The 20298-nt window shown below is 72.8% G+C and carries 21 protein-coding genes; 9 read left to right on the top strand and 12 right to left on the bottom strand.

Going from position 1 to position 20298, the window contains the following annotated elements; translation table 11 throughout:
* Positions 1–33 precede the first annotated feature (33 nt).
* The 8 genes from hisF to hisD are packed head-to-tail and all read right to left on the bottom strand — an operon-like array spanning position 34 to position 5847.
* A complete protein-coding gene (gene hisF, locus ABEA77_RS24205) occupies positions 34–789 on the bottom strand; it encodes an imidazole glycerol phosphate synthase subunit HisF (protein WP_345651410.1) in 756 nt (251 codons plus the stop codon).
* Complete coding sequence (locus tag ABEA77_RS24200; protein WP_345651407.1) at positions 786–1214, bottom strand: Rid family hydrolase; 429 nt, start codon at positions 1212–1214, stop codon at positions 786–788. The genes hisF and ABEA77_RS24200 overlap by 4 nt, the downstream gene beginning before the upstream one ends.
* On the bottom strand, positions 1211–1945 hold the full coding sequence (gene priA / locus ABEA77_RS24195; RefSeq protein ID WP_345651404.1) for a bifunctional 1-(5-phosphoribosyl)-5-((5-phosphoribosylamino)methylideneamino)imidazole-4-carboxamide isomerase/phosphoribosylanthranilate isomerase PriA: 735 nt from the start codon (positions 1943–1945) through the stop codon (positions 1211–1213). The genes ABEA77_RS24200 and priA overlap by 4 nt, the downstream gene beginning before the upstream one ends.
* Positions 1945–2580 carry an imidazole glycerol phosphate synthase subunit HisH gene (gene hisH / locus ABEA77_RS24190; RefSeq protein WP_345651402.1) on the bottom strand — a complete coding sequence of 212 codons (636 nt, stop codon included), beginning with the start codon at positions 2578–2580 and terminating at the stop codon, positions 1945–1947. The genes priA and hisH overlap by 1 nt, the downstream gene beginning before the upstream one ends.
* A gap of 28 nt (positions 2581–2608) precedes the next feature.
* Positions 2609–2776: a hypothetical protein gene (locus ABEA77_RS24185; protein WP_345651399.1), complete on the bottom strand. Its 168-nt coding sequence runs from the start codon at positions 2774–2776 to the stop codon at positions 2609–2611.
* 1 nt (position 2777) lies between these two features.
* Positions 2778–3371 (bottom strand): imidazoleglycerol-phosphate dehydratase HisB, encoded by a 594-nt coding sequence (hisB, locus tag ABEA77_RS24180; RefSeq protein WP_345651397.1) that lies wholly within the window; start codon positions 3369–3371, stop codon positions 2778–2780.
* On the bottom strand, positions 3368–4465 hold the full coding sequence (locus ABEA77_RS24175; RefSeq protein WP_345651485.1) for a histidinol-phosphate transaminase: 1098 nt from the start codon (positions 4463–4465) through the stop codon (positions 3368–3370). Before ABEA77_RS24175 ends, hisB begins: the two co-directional genes overlap by 4 nt.
* Before the next feature lie 50 nt (positions 4466–4515).
* Positions 4516–5847 carry a histidinol dehydrogenase gene (gene hisD, locus ABEA77_RS24170; protein ID WP_345651395.1) on the bottom strand — a complete coding sequence of 444 codons (1332 nt, stop codon included), beginning with the start codon at positions 5845–5847 and terminating at the stop codon, positions 4516–4518.
* 251 nt (positions 5848–6098) lie between these two features.
* Between hisD and ABEA77_RS24165 the strand changes: the two genes are divergently transcribed.
* From ABEA77_RS24165 to ybaK, 3 genes are read left to right on the top strand one after another with little or no spacing between them, the layout of a single operon-like run.
* Positions 6099–7103 carry a hypothetical protein gene (locus ABEA77_RS24165; RefSeq protein WP_345651393.1) on the top strand — a complete coding sequence of 335 codons (1005 nt, stop codon included), beginning with the start codon at positions 6099–6101 and terminating at the stop codon, positions 7101–7103.
* A gap of 29 nt (positions 7104–7132) precedes the next feature.
* Positions 7133–7873: an LON peptidase substrate-binding domain-containing protein gene (locus ABEA77_RS24160; RefSeq protein ID WP_345651391.1), complete on the top strand. Its 741-nt coding sequence runs from the start codon at positions 7133–7135 to the stop codon at positions 7871–7873.
* 8 nt (positions 7874–7881) lie between these two features.
* Positions 7882–8382, top strand: a complete 501-nt coding sequence (gene ybaK, locus ABEA77_RS24155) for a Cys-tRNA(Pro) deacylase (RefSeq protein ID WP_345651388.1) — start codon at positions 7882–7884, stop codon at positions 8380–8382.
* Between the two features lie 61 nt (positions 8383–8443).
* Here ybaK and ABEA77_RS24150 read toward each other — a convergent pair whose 3' ends face one another.
* Positions 8444–9256: a thioredoxin domain-containing protein gene (locus tag ABEA77_RS24150; RefSeq protein ID WP_345651385.1), complete on the bottom strand. Its 813-nt coding sequence runs from the start codon at positions 9254–9256 to the stop codon at positions 8444–8446.
* Positions 9257–9350: 94 nt separating this feature from the next.
* The gene (locus ABEA77_RS24145) at positions 9351–10052 is read right to left on the bottom strand and encodes a hypothetical protein (protein ID WP_345651382.1); all 702 of its coding nucleotides are present in this window, start codon (positions 10050–10052) and stop codon (positions 9351–9353) included.
* 216 nt (positions 10053–10268) lie between these two features.
* Here ABEA77_RS24145 and dnaE point away from each other — a divergent pair, with 216 nt between their 5' ends.
* Positions 10269–13808: a DNA polymerase III subunit alpha gene (gene dnaE / locus ABEA77_RS24140; protein WP_345651380.1), complete on the top strand. Its 3540-nt coding sequence runs from the start codon at positions 10269–10271 to the stop codon at positions 13806–13808.
* A gap of 109 nt (positions 13809–13917) precedes the next feature.
* Here the strand turns inward: dnaE and ABEA77_RS24135 are convergent, their stop codons facing one another.
* Positions 13918–14088 carry a hypothetical protein gene (locus tag ABEA77_RS24135; RefSeq protein WP_345651377.1) on the bottom strand — a complete coding sequence of 57 codons (171 nt, stop codon included), beginning with the start codon at positions 14086–14088 and terminating at the stop codon, positions 13918–13920.
* Positions 14089–14351: 263 nt separating this feature from the next.
* Here ABEA77_RS24135 and ABEA77_RS24130 point away from each other — a divergent pair, with 263 nt between their 5' ends.
* The 4 genes from ABEA77_RS24130 to ABEA77_RS24115 all read left to right on the top strand — a co-directional run bounded on the left by ABEA77_RS24130 (position 14352) and on the right by ABEA77_RS24115 (position 18290).
* Positions 14352–15611 (top strand): NYN domain-containing protein, encoded by a 1260-nt coding sequence (locus ABEA77_RS24130; protein ID WP_425588376.1) that lies wholly within the window; start codon positions 14352–14354, stop codon positions 15609–15611.
* 131 nt (positions 15612–15742) lie between these two features.
* Entirely contained in the window at positions 15743–16714 is a 972-nt protein-coding gene (locus ABEA77_RS24125; RefSeq protein WP_345651482.1) for an ABC transporter ATP-binding protein, read from the top strand.
* Between the two features lie 55 nt (positions 16715–16769).
* Positions 16770–17588, top strand: coding sequence for an ABC transporter permease (locus tag ABEA77_RS24120; protein ID WP_425588379.1), 819 nt, complete (start codon positions 16770–16772; stop codon positions 17586–17588).
* Positions 17589–17651: 63 nt separating this feature from the next.
* Positions 17652–18290 carry a DUF2567 domain-containing protein gene (locus tag ABEA77_RS24115; protein ID WP_345651369.1) on the top strand — a complete coding sequence of 213 codons (639 nt, stop codon included), beginning with the start codon at positions 17652–17654 and terminating at the stop codon, positions 18288–18290.
* A gap of 176 nt (positions 18291–18466) precedes the next feature.
* Here the strand turns inward: ABEA77_RS24115 and ABEA77_RS24110 are convergent, their stop codons facing one another.
* On the bottom strand, positions 18467–19051 hold the full coding sequence (locus ABEA77_RS24110) for a dienelactone hydrolase family protein (RefSeq protein ID WP_345651366.1): 585 nt from the start codon (positions 19049–19051) through the stop codon (positions 18467–18469).
* 50 nt (positions 19052–19101) lie between these two features.
* Here ABEA77_RS24110 and ABEA77_RS24105 point away from each other — a divergent pair, with 50 nt between their 5' ends.
* Positions 19102–20238: a mechanosensitive ion channel family protein gene (locus tag ABEA77_RS24105; RefSeq protein ID WP_345651364.1), complete on the top strand. Its 1137-nt coding sequence runs from the start codon at positions 19102–19104 to the stop codon at positions 20236–20238.
* Positions 20239–20298: the final 60 nt, after the last annotated feature.

Below are 20298 nucleotides of genomic sequence, written 5' to 3'. Positions count from 1 at the left end.
GGTGCGGGTGTCCCGTCCCCGCCGCGGCTCCGGTCAGCGCACCGGGTGGCCCGCCTCGCGCAGGGCGGTCTTGACCTCGCCGATGCGCAGGTCGCCGAAGTGGAAGACCGAGGCGGCGAGTACCGCGTCGGCGCCCGCGGCGACGGCGGGGGCGAAGTCGCCGATCCGGCCCGCGCCGCCCGAGGCGACGACGGGCACGGTGACCCGGGCGCGCACCGCGGCGATCATCTCCGTGTCGTAGCCGTCCTTGGTGCCGTCGGCGTCCATGGAGTTGAGCAGGATCTCCCCGGCTCCGAGGCCGGCGGCGCGCTCGGCCCACTCGACGGCGTCGATGCCGGTGCCGCGGCGCCCGCCGTGCGTGGTGACCTCGAAGGCGCCCTCGGGCGTGCGGCGCGCGTCGACGGACAGGACGAGCACCTGGCGGCCGAACCGCTGCGCGATCTCCCGGATCAGCTCGGGCCGCGCGATGGCGGCGGTGTTCACGCCGACCTTGTCGGCGCCCGCGCGCAGCAGCCGGTCCACGTCGTCGGCGGTGCGCACGCCGCCGCCCACGGTGAGCGGGATGAAGACCTGCTCGGCGGTGCGCCGCACCACGTCGTACGTGGTCTCGCGGTCGCCGGAGGACGCGGTGATGTCGAGGAACGTCAGTTCGTCCGCGCCCTCCGCGTCGTAGAGTTTCGCCATCTCGACGGGGTCGCCCGCGTCGCGCAGGTTCTGGAAGTTGACGCCCTTGACGACCCGGCCCGCGTCGACGTCGAGGCAGGGGATCACGCGTACGGCGACACTCACCCGGCCGCTCCCCCGTCCGGCGCCCGGTACGCCTCCACCTCCACCTCGACCACGAGGGTCGGGTCGACGAACCCGGCGACCGCGATCATCGAAGAGGCCGGGCGCACCGCGTGGAACAGCTCGCGGTGGGCGCGCCCGACGTCGTCGGCGTCGCGGCTGTGCGTGATGTACATGCGGGTGCGGACGACGTCGACCGTGTCGAGGCCGAGTTCGCGCAGGGCGCTGATCGCGACGCCGAAGGCCGTCTTCGTCTGCTCGTACGGGCTGCCGTCCGCGATCCTGCCGTCCACGACGGACGCGCTGCCGGAGACCAGCACCAGGCCGTTCGGCAGCCGCACGGCGCGGGAGTAGCCGTAGCTCTCCTCCCAGGGGCCGTCCGTGGCCAGCCGGCGCACGCCTCCGGGCGTCTCCTCGATCCGTGTCACGGGGCCACCACCGCGAGCGCCTCCTCCAGGGTGAACGCCTTCGCGTAGAGCGCCTTCCCGATGATGGCGCCCTCGACTCCCTCAGGCACGAGCGAGCCGAGCGCGCGCAGGTCGTCGAGGCTGGAGACGCCGCCCGAGGCGACCACGGGCCGGTCGGTGGCCTTGCAGACGCCGCGCAGGAGGTCCAGGTTGGGGCCCCCCAGGGTGCCGTCCTTGGCGATGTCGGTGACGACGTAGCGGGCGCAGCCCTCGGAGTCGAGCCGGGCGAGCGTCTCGTAGAGGTCGCCGCCGTCCCGGGTCCAGCCGCGGCCGCGGAGGGTGGTGCCGCGCACGTCGAGGCCGACGGCGACGCGGTCGCCGTGGGCGGCGATGACGCGGGCCACCCACTCGGGGTTCTCCAGCGCCGCCGTGCCGAGGTTGACGCGGGTGCAGCCGGTGGCGAGCGCGGCGGCGAGCGTGTCGTCGTCGCGGATGCCGCCGGACAGTTCGACCTTGATGTCCACGGTGGCGGTGACCTCGGCGAGCAGGGCCCGGTTGTCGCCGGTGCCGAACGCGGCGTCCAGGTCGACCAGGTGCAGCCACTCGGCCCCCGCGGACTGCCAGGCGAGGGCGGCCTGGAGGGGGGACCCGTAGGAGGTCTCGGTTCCCGATTCGCCGTGCACGAGGCGTACGGCCCGGCCGTCGCGCACGTCGACGGCCGGGAGGAGTTCGAGCGTGGAAGTGGACTGCATCACAGGGTTCCGATCCAGTTGGTCAGCAGCTGGGCTCCGGCGTCGCCGGACTTCTCGGGGTGGAACTGGGTGGCCCACAGGGCGCCGTTCTCCACGGCGGCGACGAACGGCTCGCCGTGGGTGGCCCAGGTGACCCTGGGGGCCCTGATGCGGGGGTTGGTGGTCTGGAGCGTCCAGTCGTGCACGGCGTAGGAGTGGACGAAGTAGAACCGCGCGTCGGCGTCGAGCCCGGCGAACAGCTCGCTGCCGGCGGGGGCGTCCACGGTGTTCCAGCCCATGTGCGGGACGACGTCGGCCTTGAGGGGTTCGACGGTGCCGGGCCACTCGCCGAGCCCCTCGGCCTCGACGCCGTGCTCGATGCCGCGCTCGAAGAGGACCTGCATGCCGACGCAGATGCCGAGCACGGGGCGGCCCCCGGCCAGCCTGCGGCCGACGATCCAGTGGCCGCGGGCGGCGGTCAGGCCCGCCATGCACGCGGAGAAGGCGCCGACGCCGGGCACCAGCAGCCCCTCGGCGTTCATGGCGCGGTCGTAGTCGCGGGTGATCTCGACGTCGGCGCCGGCCCGTGCGGCGGCGCGCTCGGCGGAGCGCACGTTGCCGAAGCCGTAGTCGAAGATCACGACCTTCTTGCTCATGCCGTGCCTCCGCTCGCGAGGGCGCTCGTCATGTCCACAGCCCCTGGATGCGCAGTATCCCGGCGGCCAGGCAGAACACCGAGGAGAGCGCCAGCAGCACGATGACGCCGACGGGCAGCTTCTGCTTGACGAAGGAGTAGACGCCGCCCGCGAGGAAGAGGCCGGCCAGGATCAGGATGGTGTTGAGCCCGGTCATGTCAGAGGGCGCCCTTCGTGGAGGGCAGGATGCCGACCGCGCGCGGGTCGCGCTCCGAGGCGTACCGCAGGGCGCGGGCGAGCGCCTTGAACTGGCACTCCACGATGTGGTGGGCGTTGCGCCCGTACGGCACGTGGACGTGCAGGGCGACCTGGGCCTGGGCGACGAAGGACTCCAGGATGTGCCGGGTCATCGTCGTGTCGTACGAGCCGATCATCGGCGCCATCGACTCGGGCTCGGTGTGCACCAGGTAGGGGCGGCCCGAGAGGTCCACCGTGACCTGGGCGAGGGACTCGTCGAGCGGCACGGTGCAGTTGCCGAAGCGGTAGATGCCGACCTTGTCGCCGAGGGCCTGGCGGAACGCGGCGCCGAGCGCGAGCGCCGTGTCCTCGATGGTGTGGTGCGAGTCGATGTGCAGGTCGCCCTCGGTCTTGACCGTCAGGTCGAACAGGCCGTGCCTGCCGAGCTGGTCCAGCATGTGGTCGAAGAACCCCACGCCGGTCGCGACCTCGACCCGCCCGGTGCCGTCGAGGTCGATCTCGACGACGACGGAGGTCTCCTTGGTACTGCGCTCGACTCGGCCGATGCGACTCATCCGCTCTGCTCCTTCTTGAGATCGCGCACCGCGTCGAGGAACGCGTCGTTCTCGGCGGGGGTGCCCGCGGTGACGCGGAGCCTGCCCGGCACGCCGTTGTTCCGGACGATCACTCCGCGGTCGAGGATGTGCTGCCACGCGGCCTGCGCGTCCTCGAAGAGGCCGAACTGCACGAAGTTCGCGTCGGAGTCCGTGACCTCGAACCCGAGTGCCCTCAGTTCCTCGACCAGCCGGTCCCGCTCGGTCTTCAGCTGCTCGACGTACCCGAGCAGGGTATCGGTGTGCTCCAGGGCGGCGAGCGCGGTGGCCTGGGTGACGGCGGAGAGGTGGTACGGCAGGCGCACCAGCTGCACGGCGTCCACCACGGCGGGGTCGGCGGCGAGGTAGCCGAGCCTGAGCCCGGCCGCGCCGAACGCCTTCGACATGGTGCGCGAGACGACGAGGTTCGGCCGGCCTTCGAGCAGCGGCAGCAGCGAGGGGTGGTGGCTGAACTCCGCGTACGCCTCGTCCACGACGAACAGCGAGGGCCTGGCGCGCTGCGCCGCCTCGTACAGCGCGAGGACGGTGGCGGCGTCCACCGCGGTGCCCGTGGGGTTGTTGGGCGTGGTGACGAACACGACGTGCGGGCGGTGCTCCGCGATCGCGGCCGCGGCCGCCTCGACGTCGATGGTGAAGTCCTCGTGGCGCGGCCCGGAGATCCAGCCGGTGGTGGTGCCGCGCGCGATGAGGCTGTGCATCGAGTACGAGGGCTCGAAGCCCATGGCGGTGCGGCCGGGGCCGCCGAAGGCCTGGAGGAGCTGCTGGAGGATCTCGTTGGACCCGTTGGCCGCCCAGACGTGCGCCGCGGTCAGGGGGTGGCCGCCGGTGCGGGTGAGGTACGCGGCGAGCGCGCCGCGCAGTTCGAGCGCGTCGCGGTCGGGGTAGCGGTTGAGGCCGCGGGCGGCTGCGCGGACCCGCTCGGTGATCCGCTCGACCAGTGCGTCGGGCAGCGGGTACGGGTTCTCGTTGACGTTGAGCTGGACGGGCACGTCGGGGTGCGGCGCGCCGTACGGGGACTGGCCGCGCAGCTCGTCGCGGATGGGCAGGTCGTCCATGCTGCTGCCGGCGGCGCGTGCCGTCCGTCCGGCGGCCGGGGTCGTACGGGTCACTTCTGGGGCACCTTCCACCCGAACCTCGCCTTGAGCGCCGCGCCGTGCGCGGGCAGGTCCTCCGCCTCGGCGAGCGCCACCACGTGGTGGGTGACCTCGGCGAGCGCGTCGCGCGTGTAGTCCACGACGTGGATGCCGCGCAGGAACGACTGGACGGACAGGCCCGAGGAGTGGCAGGCGCAGCCGCCGGTCGGCAGGACGTGGTTGGAGCCTGCCGCGTAGTCGCCGAGCGAGACCGGTGCGTAGGGGCCGACGAAGACCGCGCCCGCGTTGCGGACCCGGGCGGCGACGGCGGCGGCGTCCGCGGTCTGGATCTCCAGGTGCTCGGCGGCGTACGCGTCGACCACGCGCAGCCCGTCGTCGAGCGAGTCGACGAGGACGAGCGCGGACTGCCGGCCGGCGAGCGCGGGCCTGATCCTGGCGTCCGCGTGCCGTGCGGCCGCGACCTGCGGCACGAGCTCGGCCTCGACGGCGTCGGCGAGTTCGGCCGAGTCCGTGACGAGGACGGCGGCGGCCATCGGGTCGTGCTCGGCCTGGCTGATCAGGTCGGCGGCGATGTGCACCGGGTCGGCGCTCGCGTCGGCGAGCACGGCGATCTCGGTGGGGCCCGCCTCCGCGTCGATGCCGACGACGCCCTTCAGGAGGCGCTTGGCGGCGGCGACGTAGATGTTGCCGGGGCCCGTGACGAGGTCGACCGGGCGGCAGCCGTCGGGGCCCGGGACGCCGTAGGCGAACATCGCGACCGCCTGGGCGCCGCCCGCCGCGTACACCTCGTCGACGCCGAGCAGGGCGCACGCGGCGAGGATGGTGGGGTGCGGCAGACCGCCGAAGGCCGCCTGGGCGGGCGAGGCCACGGCGATGCCGCCGACGCCGGCCTCCTGGGCGGGTACGACGTTCATCACCACGGAGGACGGGTACACCGAGAGGCCCCCGGGCACGTACAGGCCGACCCGCTCGACGGGGACCCAGCGCTCGGTGACGGTGCCGCCCGGCACGACCTGGGTGGTGGTGTCGGTGCGCCGCTGGTCGCGGTGGACGAGGCGGGCCCTGCGGACGGACTCCTCCAGGGCGGCCCGCACGGCCGGGTCGAGCGCGTCGAGCGCGCGGCGCAGGGCCTCGACGGGCACGCGCAGGGACGCGGGGCGGCCGTCGCCGAACTTCTCGCCCCACGAAAGGACCGCCTCCGCGCCGCGATGGCGTACGTCCTCGCAGATGGGCCGCACCTTCTCCAGGGCGGCTTCCACGTCGAACTCGGCACGGGGCAGCAGGGCACGCAGGGCGCCACCCTCGGGGAGGGCGTCGCCGCGCAGGTCGATTCGTGAGATCACGGGACCAATTCTCGCAGACCGCGGCAGGCCGTCGGCCGCCTGTATCACTGGGTGATATGGGGCGTGCGCGCGGTGGTGGTGCGCGTGGGTCCCCGGTGCCCCGCCACCCTCCCGGCCGCCCGGTCCGTCACCCACGGTCACCACGGGTCACTCTTTCTTTACCGCCTCTTGACGCCCGGGAGCACAACCCTCCCGCCGTGAACGAAAGCTTCACAGATCCCCACTGGCGCGTCCGCGACCTGCGGTTTTGAATGGTCCGCACCATGTCTTTGCTTCGCGCTCTGATCAGCACCGCGCGTATGGTCAGGCACACACCGCGGCTCGCGGCGGGGCTGCCGCCCGACGACGCGGTCCTCCTCGACGCCCCGGACGGCCCGCTCGCGCCCGCGCTGCTGTCCGCGGCGCTCGGCGAGTACGAGGACGCGGCCAAGCTGCTCGCGACCACCCGTGAGGGCGGCGAGTGGGAGAGCCGTGACCGCTATGTGGTGAAGCTCGCGGTCTTCGCCCGCAGGCGCGGCGGCTGGCTCACGGACTGGCTGCGCGCGGCGCCCGGGGACCCGGACGCACTGGTGGTCGGCGCGGAGCTGGCCGTGCGCAGGGCCTGGGAGTCGCCCGCGCGCGCCGAGCTGCTGCGGGACGCGGGACCGCTGATCGACGCGGCGGCGGACGGCGACCCGCGCGACCCCGTGCCCTGGCGCATCGCGCTGGACCACGCGCGCGGCACGCACGCCCCGCACAGCCACTTCGAGGAACTCTGGGCGCAGGCGGTGCGGCGCAGCGCGCACCACTACGGCTGCCATGTCTCGGCGCTGCTGTTCCTGTCCGCGCAGTGGTACGGCTCGCACCGCGAGTGCCTGGACTTCGCGGAGGGCGCGGCGCGCCGGGCGCTGCCCGCCTCGCTGGTGCGGACGCTGCCGGCGCGCGCCGCCTTCCAGCAACTGCTCGACTGCGCGCCCTCGCCGGTGCAGGGCGACCGGATCGACCGGGCGGCCGACCTGGCGATCGACCTGTCGGGCCGCTACCGCGCGGGCGACCCGTGGCCGGCGGAGGCGCGCAACCTGCTGGCGTACGTCCTGGTGCGGCGCGGGCGGTGGGCCGAGGCGCTCGACCAGTTCCGGATGATCGGTCCGTACGCGACGTCGTTTCCCTGGTCCCGGCTCAGCGAGGATCCGCTGCGGGAGTTCCTCGAAACCAGGGACGAGGTGCGCCTCCAGGTGGCCTCCGGAATGCCTTTGTGCCACAGATCTGGTCGGTGAGGGCGCTTCGCCCACTAGGCTTGACGGTCGTGACCACGGCGACCCTCCCCCTGTTCCCGCTCAACGCGGTGCTGTTCCCCGGCCTCGTCCTGCCGCTGAACGTGTTCGAGGAGCGCTATCGCGCGATGATGCGGGAGCTGCTCAAGTCCGACGACCCCGAGGCGCGGCGCTTCGTCGTCGTCGCGATCCGCGACGGGCACGAGGTCGCGGTGACCTCCCCCGGCATGCCGGACCCGACGTCCGTGCCGGAGCGCGGCCCGGCCGCGGGCTTCGGCGACGCGCCGCTCGACTCCTTCCACGCCGTGGGCTGCGTGGCGGACGCGGCCACGATCAGAGAGCGGCCCGACGGCAGCTTCGAGGTGGTGGCGACCGGCACCACCCGCGTGCGGCTGCTGTCGGTGGACGCCTCGGGGCCCTATCTGACGGCCTCGGTCGAGGAGATCCCCGAGGAGGCGGGCGAGGGCGCCGACGCGCTGGCCGAGGGCGTCCTGCGGGCCTTCCGCACCTACCAGCAGCGCCTAGCGGGCGCCAGTGAGCGCAGCCTGCCCGACGACGGGGAGCTGCCGGGCGAGCCGCCTGTGGTGTCGTACCTGGTCGCGGCGGCCGCGATGCTGGACGTGCCGGCCAAGCAGCAGCTCCTTGAGGCGACGGACACGGCGTCCAGGCTCCGCCAGGAGCTCAAGCTGCTGCGCGCCGAGACCGCCGTCATCAGGAAGCTGCCCTCGCTGCCCGCGACGGACCTGACGACCAACCCGACGAACCTGAACTGACCGGGCGGATGGCGAAGAAGCAGAAGAGGGGCGGCGGGGGCGGCACCCCCGCCACCACCGCGCTCGCGTCCGCGGGCGCGGCGTACACCCTGCACGCGTACGGGCACGATCCGGCGGCCCCGAGCTACGGCGAGGAGGCGGCCGAGGCCCTCGGCGTACCGCCGGAGCGGGTGTTCAAGACGCTGGTGGCCGAGGTCGACGGCGCGCTGACGGTCGCGGTGGTGCCGGTGACGGGGCAGCTCGACCTGAAGGCGCTGGCGTCGGCGGTGGGCGGCAAGCGCGGGGCGATGGCGGACCCGGCGGCGGCCGAGCGCGCCACCGGCTATGTCAGGGGTGGCATCTCGCCGCTGGGGCAGCGGCGCGCCCTGCCGACGGTGCTCGACGCGTCGGCGCGGGCGCATCCGACGGTCTATGTGTCGGCGGGCCGCAGGGGCCTTGAGGCGGAGCTCGCGCCCGGGGTGCTGGCGGAGCTCACGTCGGCGGTGGTCGCGCCGGTGGCGCGGCCGTAGGAGCGGCGCCAGGGTGCGGGCCCGCGCCCTTCCGGGGACCGGGGCCCGCACCGCCGCCTGCCTACTTCAGCGCGGGCGCGATGACCGAGTCGAACTGGTCCTGCGTGAGCGGCGGGTTCTGGCTGCCGGGGACGGTGAGGTCCTTGCCGTCGACCTTGAAGGTCGGCGTGGCGGTGTAGCCGTCCTTGTTGAACTTGGCCGCCATCTTCAGCGCCCAGGCGTCGAACGTGCCGTCCTTGACGTCCTTCTGGAAGGCGGCGTTGCCCTTGAGCGCGGGGACGGTGTCGGCGATCTTGATGAGGTAGTCGTCCGACTTGAACTTGTCGTCGTTCTCGTCCGGGTGGAACTTCGACGAGTACATGGCGGCCTTGTACTGGAGGAAGGCGTCGGGGCTGACGTTGAGCGCCGCGCCCAGGGCCGAGAGGCCGTTCTTCGAGCCCTGGCCGTTGTCGTGGTCGTCGATGAAGTCGGCGCCCACGTACTGGAGCTTGTACTTGCCCGCGTCGACGTCCTTGTGGATGGTCGTGCCGAAGGCGTTCTCCGCCTGCATGCAGATCGGGCAGCGCGGGTCCTCGGCCTCGACCAGAGTCTTCTTGGCCGTGGACTTGCCGATGACGACGGTGGTGCCGTCGGTGCCCGAGGTGTTCTCAGGCGCGACGACCTTGGTGGTCTTCGCCGCCGCCTCCCAGGCGGAGGGCTTGTTCGAGTGGTGCACCAGCAGGACGACGCCCGCGGCTATCGCGAGGACGACGACGCCGGAGCCCGCCACGATGGACTGCTTGCGGATCTTGTCGCGCCTCGCCTGCTTCTCGCGCTCGGCGCGCAGGCGCTCCCGTGCGGCGGCCTTGTTGGCGGCGTTGTTGCGTGCGCTCATGGGGTTTCACTCCGTGTGAGGGCACCCGTCGCGGGACGGGTGGGGTGGGGCGTTGCGGACGGGAGGTTCAAGGGGGAACGGGCCGGGCCCGTGCTCAGGCAGTGCCGAGCACGGTCGCGGGCGGTCCCCTCCGTCCGACGGAGTGGGTCAGGAGGCGGCCGGCCCGGGGCCGCGGCGGGCGGGCCGCCCTGCGGTGCGGGACCCGCGGGGCGCCGTGTGCGGCCCCGGTGGCCGCGCGGACGGCCAGCAGCAGCGGCCGGAAGGCGAAGGCCGCGACGGTCAGGACGAGCCCGGAGACGGCGCGCTCACCGCGCCGCAGCCAGGCCGCGGCGAGCAGGCCCGTCGCCACGTGGACGGCGAGCAGCAGCCAGGGCAGCCAGGGTCGGTCCGACGAGGCGAGGAGCGCGGCCGCGGGCGACTGGGGCCCGCCGACCGCGGCGACGCCCGGCAGGTGGGCGCCCACGGGGTGCCCGCACAGGACGTCGAAGCCCACGGAGCGCAGGGAGCCGGTGACGGGACCGCCGACCGGCCCGTAGCAGACCTGCTGGCCCGTGGTGAAGACGGTGTCGGCGGCCAGTTCGAGCGGGACGAGCAGGGCGGCGATGCCCCCGTACCCGCGCTCGCGGCCCGCCAGGGCGTAGGCGGCGCAGAAGACCGCGGCGGTCAGCGCGGCGAGCACGGCCAGCGGCAGCGCGGCGCGCGACAGCAGGACGTGGGAGCCGGCGGACAGCGTCACGACGAGCGCCGTGAAGAGTGCTGCCCGCGCGGCTCGCAGCTGCGTCGCGGATATGTCCATCGGTCCCGAGTGTGCCATGGGAGCCTGTCAGGAGGGTCTAAAGGTTTCCGAACCGATACGGGCGCCAGGCGCTCCCCGTCCCCACCCGCGCGGCGCTGCGCCGCGGACGCCCGGCTGTCGGCGCCGGGTCGTAGACTCCACGGCGTCGGCGGCGTCCGCTGTGCCGGGATCCGCCGAGATCCACCGTGATCCGCGCCCGCTGCTGGAGGCCCCACCGTGACCAAGCCGCCGTTCACGCATCTGCACGTGCACACCCAGTACTCCCTGCTGGACGGTGCCGCGCGGCTGTCGGACATGTTCACCGCCGCCAAGGACATGGGCATGTCGCACATCGCGATGACGGACCACGGCAACCTCCACGGCGCGTACGACTTCTTCCACCAGGCGAAGAAGGCCGAGGTCACCCCGATCATCGGCATCGAGGCGTACGTGGCGCCCGAGTCCCGGCGCAACAAGCGCAAGATCCAGTGGGGCCAGCCGCACCAGAAGCGCGACGACGTCTCGGGTTCCGGCGGTTACACGCACAAGACGATCTGGGCGGCGAACGCGACGGGCCTGCACAACCTCTTCCGGCTGTCGTCCGACGCGTACGCGGAGGGCTGGCTGCAGAAGTGGCCGCGCATGGACAAGGAGACCATCGCCAAGTGGTCGGAGGGCCTCATCGCCTCCACCGGCTGCCCCTCGGGCGAGCTCCAGACCAGGCTGCGCCTCGGCCAGTTCGACGAGGCGCTCAAGGCGGCCTCGGACTACCAGGACATCTTCGGCAAGGACCGGTACTTCCTTGAGCTGATGGACCACGGCATCGACATCGAGCACCGGGTGCGCGACGGGCTGCTGGAGATCGGCAGGAAGCTCGGCATCCCGCCGCTGGTGACCAACGACTCGCACTACACGTACGCGCACGAGGCGACCGCGCACGACGCGCTGCTGTGCATCCAGACCGGCAAGAACCTCTCCGACCCCGACCGCTTCCGCTTCGACGGCACCGGCTACTACCTCAAGTCGACCGACGAGATGTACGCGATCGACTCCTCGGACGCCTGGCAGCAGGGCTGCGCCAACACCCTCCTGGTCGCCGAGCAGATCGACACGACCGGCATGTTCGAGAAGCGCGACCTGATGCCGAAGTTCGACGTGCCCGAGGGCTTCACCGAGGTCACCTGGTTCCAGGAGGAGGTGAAGCGCGGCATGGCCCGCCGGTATCCGGGAGGCGTCCCCGAGGACCGGCAGAAGCAGGTCGAGTACGAGATGGACATCATCATCCAGATGGGGTTCCCCGGGTACTTCCTCGTGGTCGCCGACTTCATCATGTGGGCCAAGAACAACGGCATCGCGGTGGGTCCCGGCCGCGGCTCCGCGGCCGGCTCGATCGTGTCGTACGCGATGGGCATCACCGACCTCGACCCGATCGAGCACGGGCTGATCTTCGAGCGGTTCCTCAACCCCGAGCGCATCTCGATGCCCGACGTCGACATCGACTTCGACGAGCGCAGGCGCGTCGAGGTCATCAGGTACGTGACGGAGAAGTACGGCGCCGACAAGGTCGCCATGATCGGCACGTACGGCAAGATCAAGGCGAAGAACGCCATCAAGGACTCGGCGCGCGTGCTGGGCTACCCGTACGCGATGGGCGACCGGCTCACCAAGGCCATGCCCGCGGACGTCCTCGGCAAGGGCATCGAGCTCAACGGCATCACCGACCCGAAGCACCCGCGCTACGGCGAGGCGGGCGAGATCCGCGGGATGTACGAGAACGAGCCGGACGTGAAGAAGGTCATCGACACCGCGAAGGGCGTCGAGGGCCTGGTGCGGCAGATGGGCGTGCACGCGGCCGGCGTGATCATGTCCAGTGAGACGATCACGGACCACGTCCCTGTCTGGGTGCGCCACACCGACGGCGTCACGATCACGCAGTGGGACTACCCGAGCTGCGAGTCGCTCGGCCTGCTGAAGATGGACTTCCTCGGCCTGCGCAACCTCACGATCATGGACGACGCCGTCAAGATGGTGAAGTCCAACAAGGGCAGGGAACTCGACCTCCTCGCCATCCCGCTGGACGACCCGAAGACGTACGACCTGCTGTGCAGGGGCGACACGCTGGGCGTCTTCCAGTTCGACGGCGGGCCGATGCGGTCCCTGCTGCGGCTGATGAAGCCCGACAACTTCGAGGACATCTCCGCCGTCTCCGCCCTGTACCGGCCGGGCCCGATGGGCATGAACTCGCACACGAACTACGCGCTCCGCAAGAACGGCCAGCAGGAGATCACGCCGATCCACCCCGAGCTGGAGGAGCCGCTCAAGGAGGTCCTCGGCCTCACGTACGGCCTGATCGTGTACCAGGAGCAGGTGCAGAAGGCCGCGCAGATCGTCGCGGGCTACTCGCTCGGCGAGGCCGACATCCTGCGCCGCGTGATGGGCAAGAAGAAGGCCGACGAGCTCGCGAAGAACTTCGTCACCTTCCAGGCGGGCGCGCGCAAGAACGGCTATTCGGACGAGGCGATCCAGGCGCTGTGGGACGTGCTGGTCCCGTTCGCCGGCTACGCCTTCAACAAGGCGCACTCGTCCGCGTACGGCCTGGTCACGTACTGGACCGCGTACCTCAAGGCGAACTACCCGGCCGAGTACATGGCGGCGCTGCTGACGTCGGTGAAGGACGACAAGGACAAGTCGGCCGTCTACCTCAACGAGTGCCGCCGCATGGGCATCAAGGTGCTCCCGCCGAACGTCAACGAGTCGCAGCCGAACTTCGCCGCCCAGGGTGACGACGTGATCCTCTTCGGCCTGACGGCCGTGCGCAACGTCGGCCAGAACGTGGTGGATTCGATCATCCGCTGCCGCAAGGCGAAGGGGAAGTACGCCTCGTTCCCCGACTTCCTCGACAAGGTCGAGGCCGTGGTGTGCAACAAGCGCACGGTCGAGTCGCTGATCAAGGCGGGCGCGTTCGACGAGATGGGCCACACCCGCAAGGGCCTCGTCGCGCACCACGAGCCGATGATCGACAACGTGGTGCAGGTCAAGCGCAAGGAGGCCGAGGGCCAGTTCGACCTGTTCGGCGGCATGGGCGAGGAGCAGTCCGACGAGCCGGGCTTCGGGCTCGACGTCGAGTTCTCGGACGTCGAGTGGGACAAGTCGTACCTGCTCGCGCAGGAGCGGGAGATGCTCGGGCTGTACGTCTCCGACCATCCGCTGTTCGGCCTTGAGCACGTCCTGTCGGACAAGGCGGACGCCGGCATCGGCCAGCTCACCGGCGGTGATTTCGGGGACGGTGCCGTCGTCACCGTCGGCGGCATCATCTCGGGCCTCCAGCGCAAGATGACCAAGCAGGGCAACGCCTGGGCGATCGCGACCGTCGAGGACCTGGCGGGCTCGATCGAGTGCATGTTCTTCCCCGCGACGTACCAGCTGGTGTCGACGCAGCTGGTGGAGGACACCGTGGTCTTCGTCAAGGGCCGCCTCGACAAGCGCGAGGACGTGCCGCGCCTGGTCGCCATGGAGATGCAGGTCCCCGACCTGTCCAACGCGGGCACCAACGCGCCGGTGACGATCACGATCCCCACGGTGCGGGTCACCCCGCCGATGGTCAGCCGCCTCGGCGAGATCCTCGGCAACCACCGCGGCAACTCGGAGGTCAGGATCAAGCTCCAGGGCGCCCGCAAGACGACCGTGCTCCGGCTCGACCGGCACCGGGTACAGCCCGATCCGGCCCTCTTCGGCGACCTGAAGGTGCTGCTCGGCCCGTCCTGCCTGGCCGGCTGACGGGGCCCGTACGCGCCGAGGGGCGCGCCCGCACGGTGCGGGCGCGCCCCTCGCGCACTCCCGGTAGGTCCCGCGTCGCGCGCGGCCGTCTCCGGGCGGGCGCGGCACGTCAGTTGTGGCCGAAGCGCTTCTGCCGCTTGCCGTGGGACGCGGTGTCGGGGGCCGTGAACCTGGCCTGCTCCGCCTCCGTCATCTTCTCGGCGACCGCGGTCTTCGGGGTGGCCGCGGCGTGCTCGGCGGCCTGCGGCCTACTTCGGTCGCGGTTGCGGTTCTTGGCCATGGTGTGCCTCCTGGAGGGTCTCGGTGCCAGGGCCGTTGTCAGACTCACATGACCGGAAAAAAGCCGCATTTTGGATCATTGCCGTGCGTAGTGATGGCTTGTCACAGGGGGTTGCGGGCGGTACGCCACGCCGAAGATCCAGTTCGGAACCTTAAGGCCCCCCTCGTCGGGCAGACTCGAACCGAACTCTGCCCCTCCCGATCCGAGGTTCCCGAAAGAACCCGTGGCCCCGATCCCGAGGTTCCCGAAAGAAGGTGGAACACGTGGACCGCTGCGTCGTCCTGGTGGACGCCGGCTATCTGCTGGGCGCCGCCGCGAGTCTCCTCGCCGGAGAACCCGCACGCTCCCGCATCACCGTCGACCACTCCGCCCTGATCAGGGGCCTTCGCGACCGCGCGGAACAGGAGACGCAGCAGCCGCTGCTCCGCATCTACTGGTTCGACGGAGCGCCCGACCGCGTCCCCCAGCCGGAGCACCGCAGGCTCCGCGTGATGCCCCGGGTGACGGTCAGGCTCGGCGCCCTGACCCGCAGCGACGGGCGGTGGGCGCAGAAGGGCGTGGACGCCGCGATGCACGCCGAGCTGACCGAGCTGGCCAGGAACCGCGCCTGCTCAGACATCGTCCTGGTCACCGGCGACGGGGACCTGCTGCCCGGCCTGATGTCCGCGAAGGAGCACGGCGTCGCCGTGCACCTGTGGGCCGTCCAGGCGGCCGACGGCGACTACAACCAGTCCGAGGACCTCGTCGCCGAGGCCGACGAGCGCCGGGTGCTCGACCGCGACTGGATCACCCGCGCCGTGCGGGCGAAGGACCTCGGCATCTGCCCGCCCGCCCCTGTCACCCGCCCCGACATCGCCGCGATCCTCGCCGCGCCGCTGCCCGAGTCCGCGCCCGACGGCCCCGGGCAGCGCGGCGGGCAGCGGGAGGAGACGCCCCGCAACGGCACGGCGCCCGCCCCCGACGCGGAGCCCGGCGCGCCCGAGGACAGCCAGCCCGCGGGCAAGCCCGGCGTGCCCACCCCGAAGGACCTGGCGGATCTGCGCGGCCCGCTCAGCCAGCCGCAGCAGCCGCCCCAGCCCCAGCAGCCGGTCGGCGCGACGCTGCGCTGGTCCTCCGACAAGGGCTGGGTGGTGCGCCCCGGCTCCGGCGCGGCGGGGGAGCCCCCGGAGACGGCGTCGCTGCCCACCCTCGCGCAGCTCACCAGCGCGGAGCAGCGCTGGGCCGACCGCGAGGAGGACATCACCACCGTGAGCGGCGACCCCTTCGAGGTGGGCCAGGTCTTCGCCCGCCGCTGGATGGAGCGGCTGCCCGCGGAGGACGGCCACGTCGCCACGCTGGCGACGCTCTACCCGCGCATCCCCCACCGCATCGACGGCGAACTCCTGCGCTACGCGGCCCGCTTCGGCCTGCTCGCCCACAAGGACGACCAGATCGACGAGCACGACAGGTACGCGATCCGCGCGGGCTTCTGGCGGGAGATCGACATCACCACGGCCGCCGGCCGTCCTTCGGACCAGAGCTGACCGCCGCAGGCCGCGCCTGAACGATCCCGCGGCGGCGCGTGCGGTGTGGTCCCCGCGCGGTGGCGCGCCGCCGCCGGGGGGCGGGGTCGGTGCCGCGGACAGACCACGTAATCTCGTACCTCGTGAGTACGGTGTGCGAGGTGCGCGGTCTGGTGAAGACGTACCCCGCCGCGCGCGGTCGCCGTGGGGCTCCGGGCACGCCGGAGGTGCGCGCCACCGACGGGATCAGTCTGCGGGTGCTGCGCGGCGAGGTCTTCGGGCTGCTCGGGCCGAACGGCGCGGGCAAGTCCACCCTCGTACGGCAGCTCACCGGTCTGATGCGGCCCGACGCGGGCACCGTCGACGTGCTCGGCCACGACCTGGTGCGTCACCCGGAGCGTGCGTCCCGGCTGATCGGCTACCTCGGCCAGGAGTCCACCGCGCTCGACGAGCTGACGGTGTCGCTCGCGGCCGAGACCACGGGCAGGCTGCGCGGTCTGCCGCTGAAGGCGGCGCGGGCTGAGCGCGACGCGGTGCTCGCCGAGCTGGGGCTCGGGGAGCTCGCGGGCAGGCCGCTGAAGAAGCTCTCGGGCGGCCAGCGGCGGCTCGCCTGCTTCGCCGCCGTGCTGGTCGGCGAGCGGCCGCTGCTGGTGCTCGACGAGCCGACCACCGGCATGGACCCCGTCGCCAGGCGCGCGGTGTGGGCGGCGGTCGACCGGCGGCGCGCCGAGCGCGGCACGACGGTGCTGCTCGTGACGCACAACGTGATCGAGGCGGAGACCGTGCTCGACCGGGTCGCGGTGCTCGAACGTGGCCGCGTCATCGCCTGCGACACGCCCGCCGGCCTCAAGCAGCAGGTCGCGGGCGAGGTACGGGTGGAGCTCGTGTGGCGCGAACGGGCGCCGCTCGACGTTCCCGAGGTGGCGGCGCTGCGCGGCTTCGCGCAGGAGTCGGGGCGCCGCTGGGTGCTGCGGCTCGCCCCGGACGCGGCGCGCGCCGCGGTCGCCGCGGTGACCGGAGGCGCCGCCTTCGCGGCGCTCGACGACTTCACACTGGCCACGCCGAGCCTTGAGGACGTCTACCTGGCGCTCGGCGGCCGGACGAACGGGCTGGTGAAGGCATGAGGGGTGACACGGTGTGAGCGTTCTGCCCACGGAGTCCGCGGAAGCGGGCACCGCCCTGGGGGCCGTACGGGACCGGCGGGGGCCGGGGGCCGCGCGCGAGGCCGCTGCCGCCGCCCGTCCCGCGCCGCTCGCGCCGCGCGCCAGGCTGCTGCCCTCCATGTCCGCGGTGTACCGGGCGCAGCTGTCGCGGGCCCGGGTGGCGCGGATCCCGCTGCTGTTCGTGGCGACGTTCCAGTCCGTCGGGATCATGATCCTGATGCGGGGCGTGGTGGACGGCGGCTCGGGCGCGCGTGCCGTGGTCTCCGGGTCGAGCGTGCTCGTGGTGGCGTTCGTCGCGCTGAACCTGCTGGCGCAGTACTTCGGCCAGCTGCGGGCGAGCGGCGGCCTCGACCACTACGCGACGCTGCCCGTGCCGCCGGCCGCGGTGGTGCTGGGAGCGGCGGGCGCGTACGCCTCGTTCACCGTGCCGGGCACGGCGGTGACGGCGGTCGTCGGCAGCGCGCTGTTCCAGCTGCCGCTGAGCCATCTGTGGGTGCTCGCCGCGGTGATCCCGCTGGCGGGGGCGGCGCTCGCGGGCCTGGGTGCCGCGTTCGGGCTGCTGGCGCCGCGACCGGAGGTCGCGACGCTGCTGGGGCAGCTCGGCATGTCGGCGGCGCTGCTGCTCGGCGTGCTGCCCGCCGACCGGCTGCCCGAGCTGATCCGCTGGGCCCGCGACCTGCTGCCGTCCACGTACGGGGTGGAGGCGCTCGCCGGCACGTTCGACGCGCGGCCCGACTGGTCCGCTGTGGGACTCGATCTGACGGTGTGCGCGGCGGTCGGCGTGGTGTCGCTCGCCGTGGCGACCTGGGCGTACCGCAGGGCCGCGGTCCGCTGACCCGGGTCGGCTGTCGCCCGCCCTGCCGCGGCGGCGCACAGGCATGTTTGGCACGATGGCACGGTGAACGCACCGTTGACGCCGCCCCACCGCTCGTCCCCTGACCCCTGGCAGCAGCCGGGGGCCGCTCAGGGCGGCGCCCCCTGGCCGCCCGAACAGACCCGGGCCCCGGGTGGCCCCGGTACGACGAGAGCGGAGCTGGCGCAGGCCGCCCTGGTGCTGGTCGCCACGGCCGCGTGCGGGCTCGTGCTGGGCGCGCTGTGGGCCTGGCTCGCACCGAAGGTGCCGCTGACCTCGGACAGCTCCGCCGTCCTGCTCAAGGACGTGGAGGGCGAGGAGGCGATCGGCGGTGACGGCACGTTCGTCCTGCTCGCACTGGCGTTCGGCGTGGTGAGCGCGCTCGTGGTGTTCCTGTGGCGCAGGCACGGCGGGGTGCCCCTGGTGTTCGGGCTCGCCCTGGGCGGCGTCGCGGCGTCGCTGATCGCGTGGAAGTTCGGGCAGCTGCTCGGCCCGACGACCGACGTGGTCGCGCACGCCAAGCAGGTGGGCAGGGGCCACACCTTCGACGCGCCCCTCGAACTGGGCATGAAGGGAGCGCTGCTGGCCTGGCCGGTGGCCGCGGTGCTCGTCCACCTGGGCCTGACGGCCCTCTTCGGCCCGCGCGACCCCGAACCCCACGAGGACTGGAGCCCCCCGGCCTGACCCGCACCCCGGCACACCCGGGCACACCCGGGTCAGGGCGCCGTACCGACCGGGCGCCGGGGGCGAACGTCTGCCCCGGCGCCCCCGGACCGCGACCGGGACCCGGACCCGGACCGGGACCGGGACCGGGACCGCACAGCCTCCGCGCTCCCGCCCCGCCCCCGAGCCCGTCGGCGCTAGCCCTGCCCTCCCGCGATGTCGTCGAGGAAGGCGGTGGCCAGCCGCCAGGTCTCCTCGGCTGCGGCCTCGTCGTAGTCGGGGAACTCGCGGTCCGTGTACAGGTGGCCGACGCCCGGGTAGCGGAAGACCTCCACGTCGGCGCCGGCGGCGCGCATCCGCAGGTACCAGGCCGTCAGCCAGTCGTGCGGCTCGAAGACGTCGGGGTCCGCCACATGGAGCTGGACCGGCAGGTCGTCCACCGCGGCGCTGTCCGCGATGTCGGACGTGCCGTGCAGCAGGAGCAGCCCGCGCGCCCGCTCGTCGCCGAGCGCGAGGTTCTGGGCGATCGCCCCGCCGAGCGAGAAGCCCGCGTAGACGAGCCCCGCGTCGGAGTGGGGCGCGGCGGCGGACACCGCGCGGCGCAGCAGTTCGTCCGCGCCGGTCTTCTCCTTGATCGCGAGGCCCTCGTCCATGGTCGTGGCGGTTTGCCCGTCGTAGAGGTCGGGCACGCGCACGGAATGCCCGGCCGCGCGCAGCCGGTCGGCCGCCTCGTGGACGGCCGGGCGCAGGCCGAGGGCCGAATGGAACAGCATGATCTCCATCCGGCCATCCTCCCACCCGCACCCGTACACCACCGGACGACGAGGGGATCATGAACGAGGCACTGCGACCACTGACCGTGCTCGGCGGCTCGGTCGTCCTGACCCTGCTGCTCGGCTGGGGCGCGGACGTCGTGCTGCGGCGGCTGGACGAGCGGCACCACGAGACCCCGCTGTGGGGTCTGCTGCGCCGGTGCCGCGTCCCGCTCCAGGTGGTGCTGCTCGCCGCGCTGCTGCGCGGCAGCTACCGCCAGACGCGCTGGGCGTTCATCGTGCGCCACGAGAACCGGATCGGCCAGCTGCTCTCCCTGGTGCTGATCGCGGCGGGCGCGTGGCTGCTGATCCGGATCGTGTCCGCGGCCGTGGAGTCCTCGTACGCGCGCTACGCCTCGTCCACCCGCGACCCGATGCGGGTGCGCCGCGTACGCACCCAGGTCGTGCTGATCATGCGGATCGTGACGGCCGTCGTGGTGGTCGTGGCGGTCGCCGCGATGCTGCTGACCTTCCCCGACATGCGGGCGATCGGCACGTCGATGCTGGCGTCCGCGGGCATCATCGGCATCGTCGCCGGTGTGGCGGCGCAGTCGACGCTCGGCAATCTGTTCGCGGGCTTCCAGATCGCGTTCGGCGACATGGTGCGGATCGGCGACACCGTGGTGGTGGACGGCGAGTGGGGGGTGATCGAGGAGGTCACCCTCACCTACCTGGCGGTGCGTACCTGGGACGAGCGCCGCATCACCATGCCGGTGTCGTACTTCACCAGCAAGCCGTTCGAGAACTGGTCGCGGGGCGGCGCGCAGATGACCGGCACCGTCTTCCTCCAGCTCGACCACACGGCGCCCGTGCAGCTGATGCGGCAGAAGATGCTGGAGATCCTCAGGGCCACCGACGCGTGGGACGGCCGAGGCTGGAGCCTCGCGGTCACGGACACCACGCCGACGTCGATCGAGGTGCGGGCCGTCGTGACGGCCAAGGACGCCGACGACATCTGGACTGTGCGGTGCGCGGTGCGCGAGCAGCTGATCGCCTGGCTGGTCGACCAGCACCCGTACGCCCTGCCGCATGTGGCCACGGCGCCCGCGCCCGCGCCGCACGAGACCCGCTTCCCCGACGCGGACGGCGTGCCCACGCCACGGCTGCGCGCCGCCGCGGGGCGGCGGCCCGCCCAGCCGGACACCGGCCGCGGCTGACCGCCGGGCGCGCAGGCGGCGCCCCGCGCTCATGCCGCGCCCCGCGGCTCACCGCACAGG

This window comes from Streptomyces tremellae (genome assembly GCF_039540215.1).
GTDB classification, from domain to species: domain Bacteria; phylum Actinomycetota; class Actinomycetes; order Streptomycetales; family Streptomycetaceae; genus Streptomyces; species Streptomyces tremellae.
The sequence above is the reverse complement of the archived record's forward strand: the minus strand, read 5'-3'. Positions and strand labels throughout refer to the sequence as shown.

Bases quoted from the DNA above. Each gene is read 5' to 3' on its own strand.
- priA (WP_345651404.1), bottom strand. From the start codon at position 1,945: ATGCAGTCCACTTCCACGCTCGAACTCCTCCCGGCCGTCGACGTGCGC.
- hisH (WP_345651402.1), bottom strand. From the start codon at position 2,580: ATGAGCAAGAAGGTCGTGATCTTCGACTACGGCTTCGGCAACGTGCGC.
- ABEA77_RS24185 (WP_345651399.1), bottom strand. From the start codon at position 2,776: ATGACCGGGCTCAACACCATCCTGATCCTGGCCGGCCTCTTCCTCGCG.
- hisB (WP_345651397.1), bottom strand. From the start codon at position 3,371: ATGAGTCGCATCGGCCGAGTCGAGCGCAGTACCAAGGAGACCTCCGTC.
- ABEA77_RS24175 (WP_345651485.1), bottom strand. From the start codon at position 4,465: ATGGACGACCTGCCCATCCGCGACGAGCTGCGCGGCCAGTCCCCGTAC.
- ABEA77_RS24165 (WP_345651393.1), top strand. From the start codon at position 6,099: ATGGTCCGCACCATGTCTTTGCTTCGCGCTCTGATCAGCACCGCGCGT.
- ybaK (WP_345651388.1), top strand. From the start codon at position 7,882: ATGGCGAAGAAGCAGAAGAGGGGCGGCGGGGGCGGCACCCCCGCCACC.
- ABEA77_RS24150 (WP_345651385.1), bottom strand. From the start codon at position 9,256: ATGAGCGCACGCAACAACGCCGCCAACAAGGCCGCCGCACGGGAGCGC.
- ABEA77_RS24145 (WP_345651382.1), bottom strand. From the start codon at position 10,052: ATGGACATATCCGCGACGCAGCTGCGAGCCGCGCGGGCAGCACTCTTC.
- ABEA77_RS24135 (WP_345651377.1), bottom strand. From the start codon at position 14,088: ATGGCCAAGAACCGCAACCGCGACCGAAGTAGGCCGCAGGCCGCCGAG.
- ABEA77_RS24110 (WP_345651366.1), bottom strand. From the start codon at position 19,051: ATGGAGATCATGCTGTTCCATTCGGCCCTCGGCCTGCGCCCGGCCGTC.
- ABEA77_RS24105 (WP_345651364.1), top strand. From the start codon at position 19,102: ATGAACGAGGCACTGCGACCACTGACCGTGCTCGGCGGCTCGGTCGTC.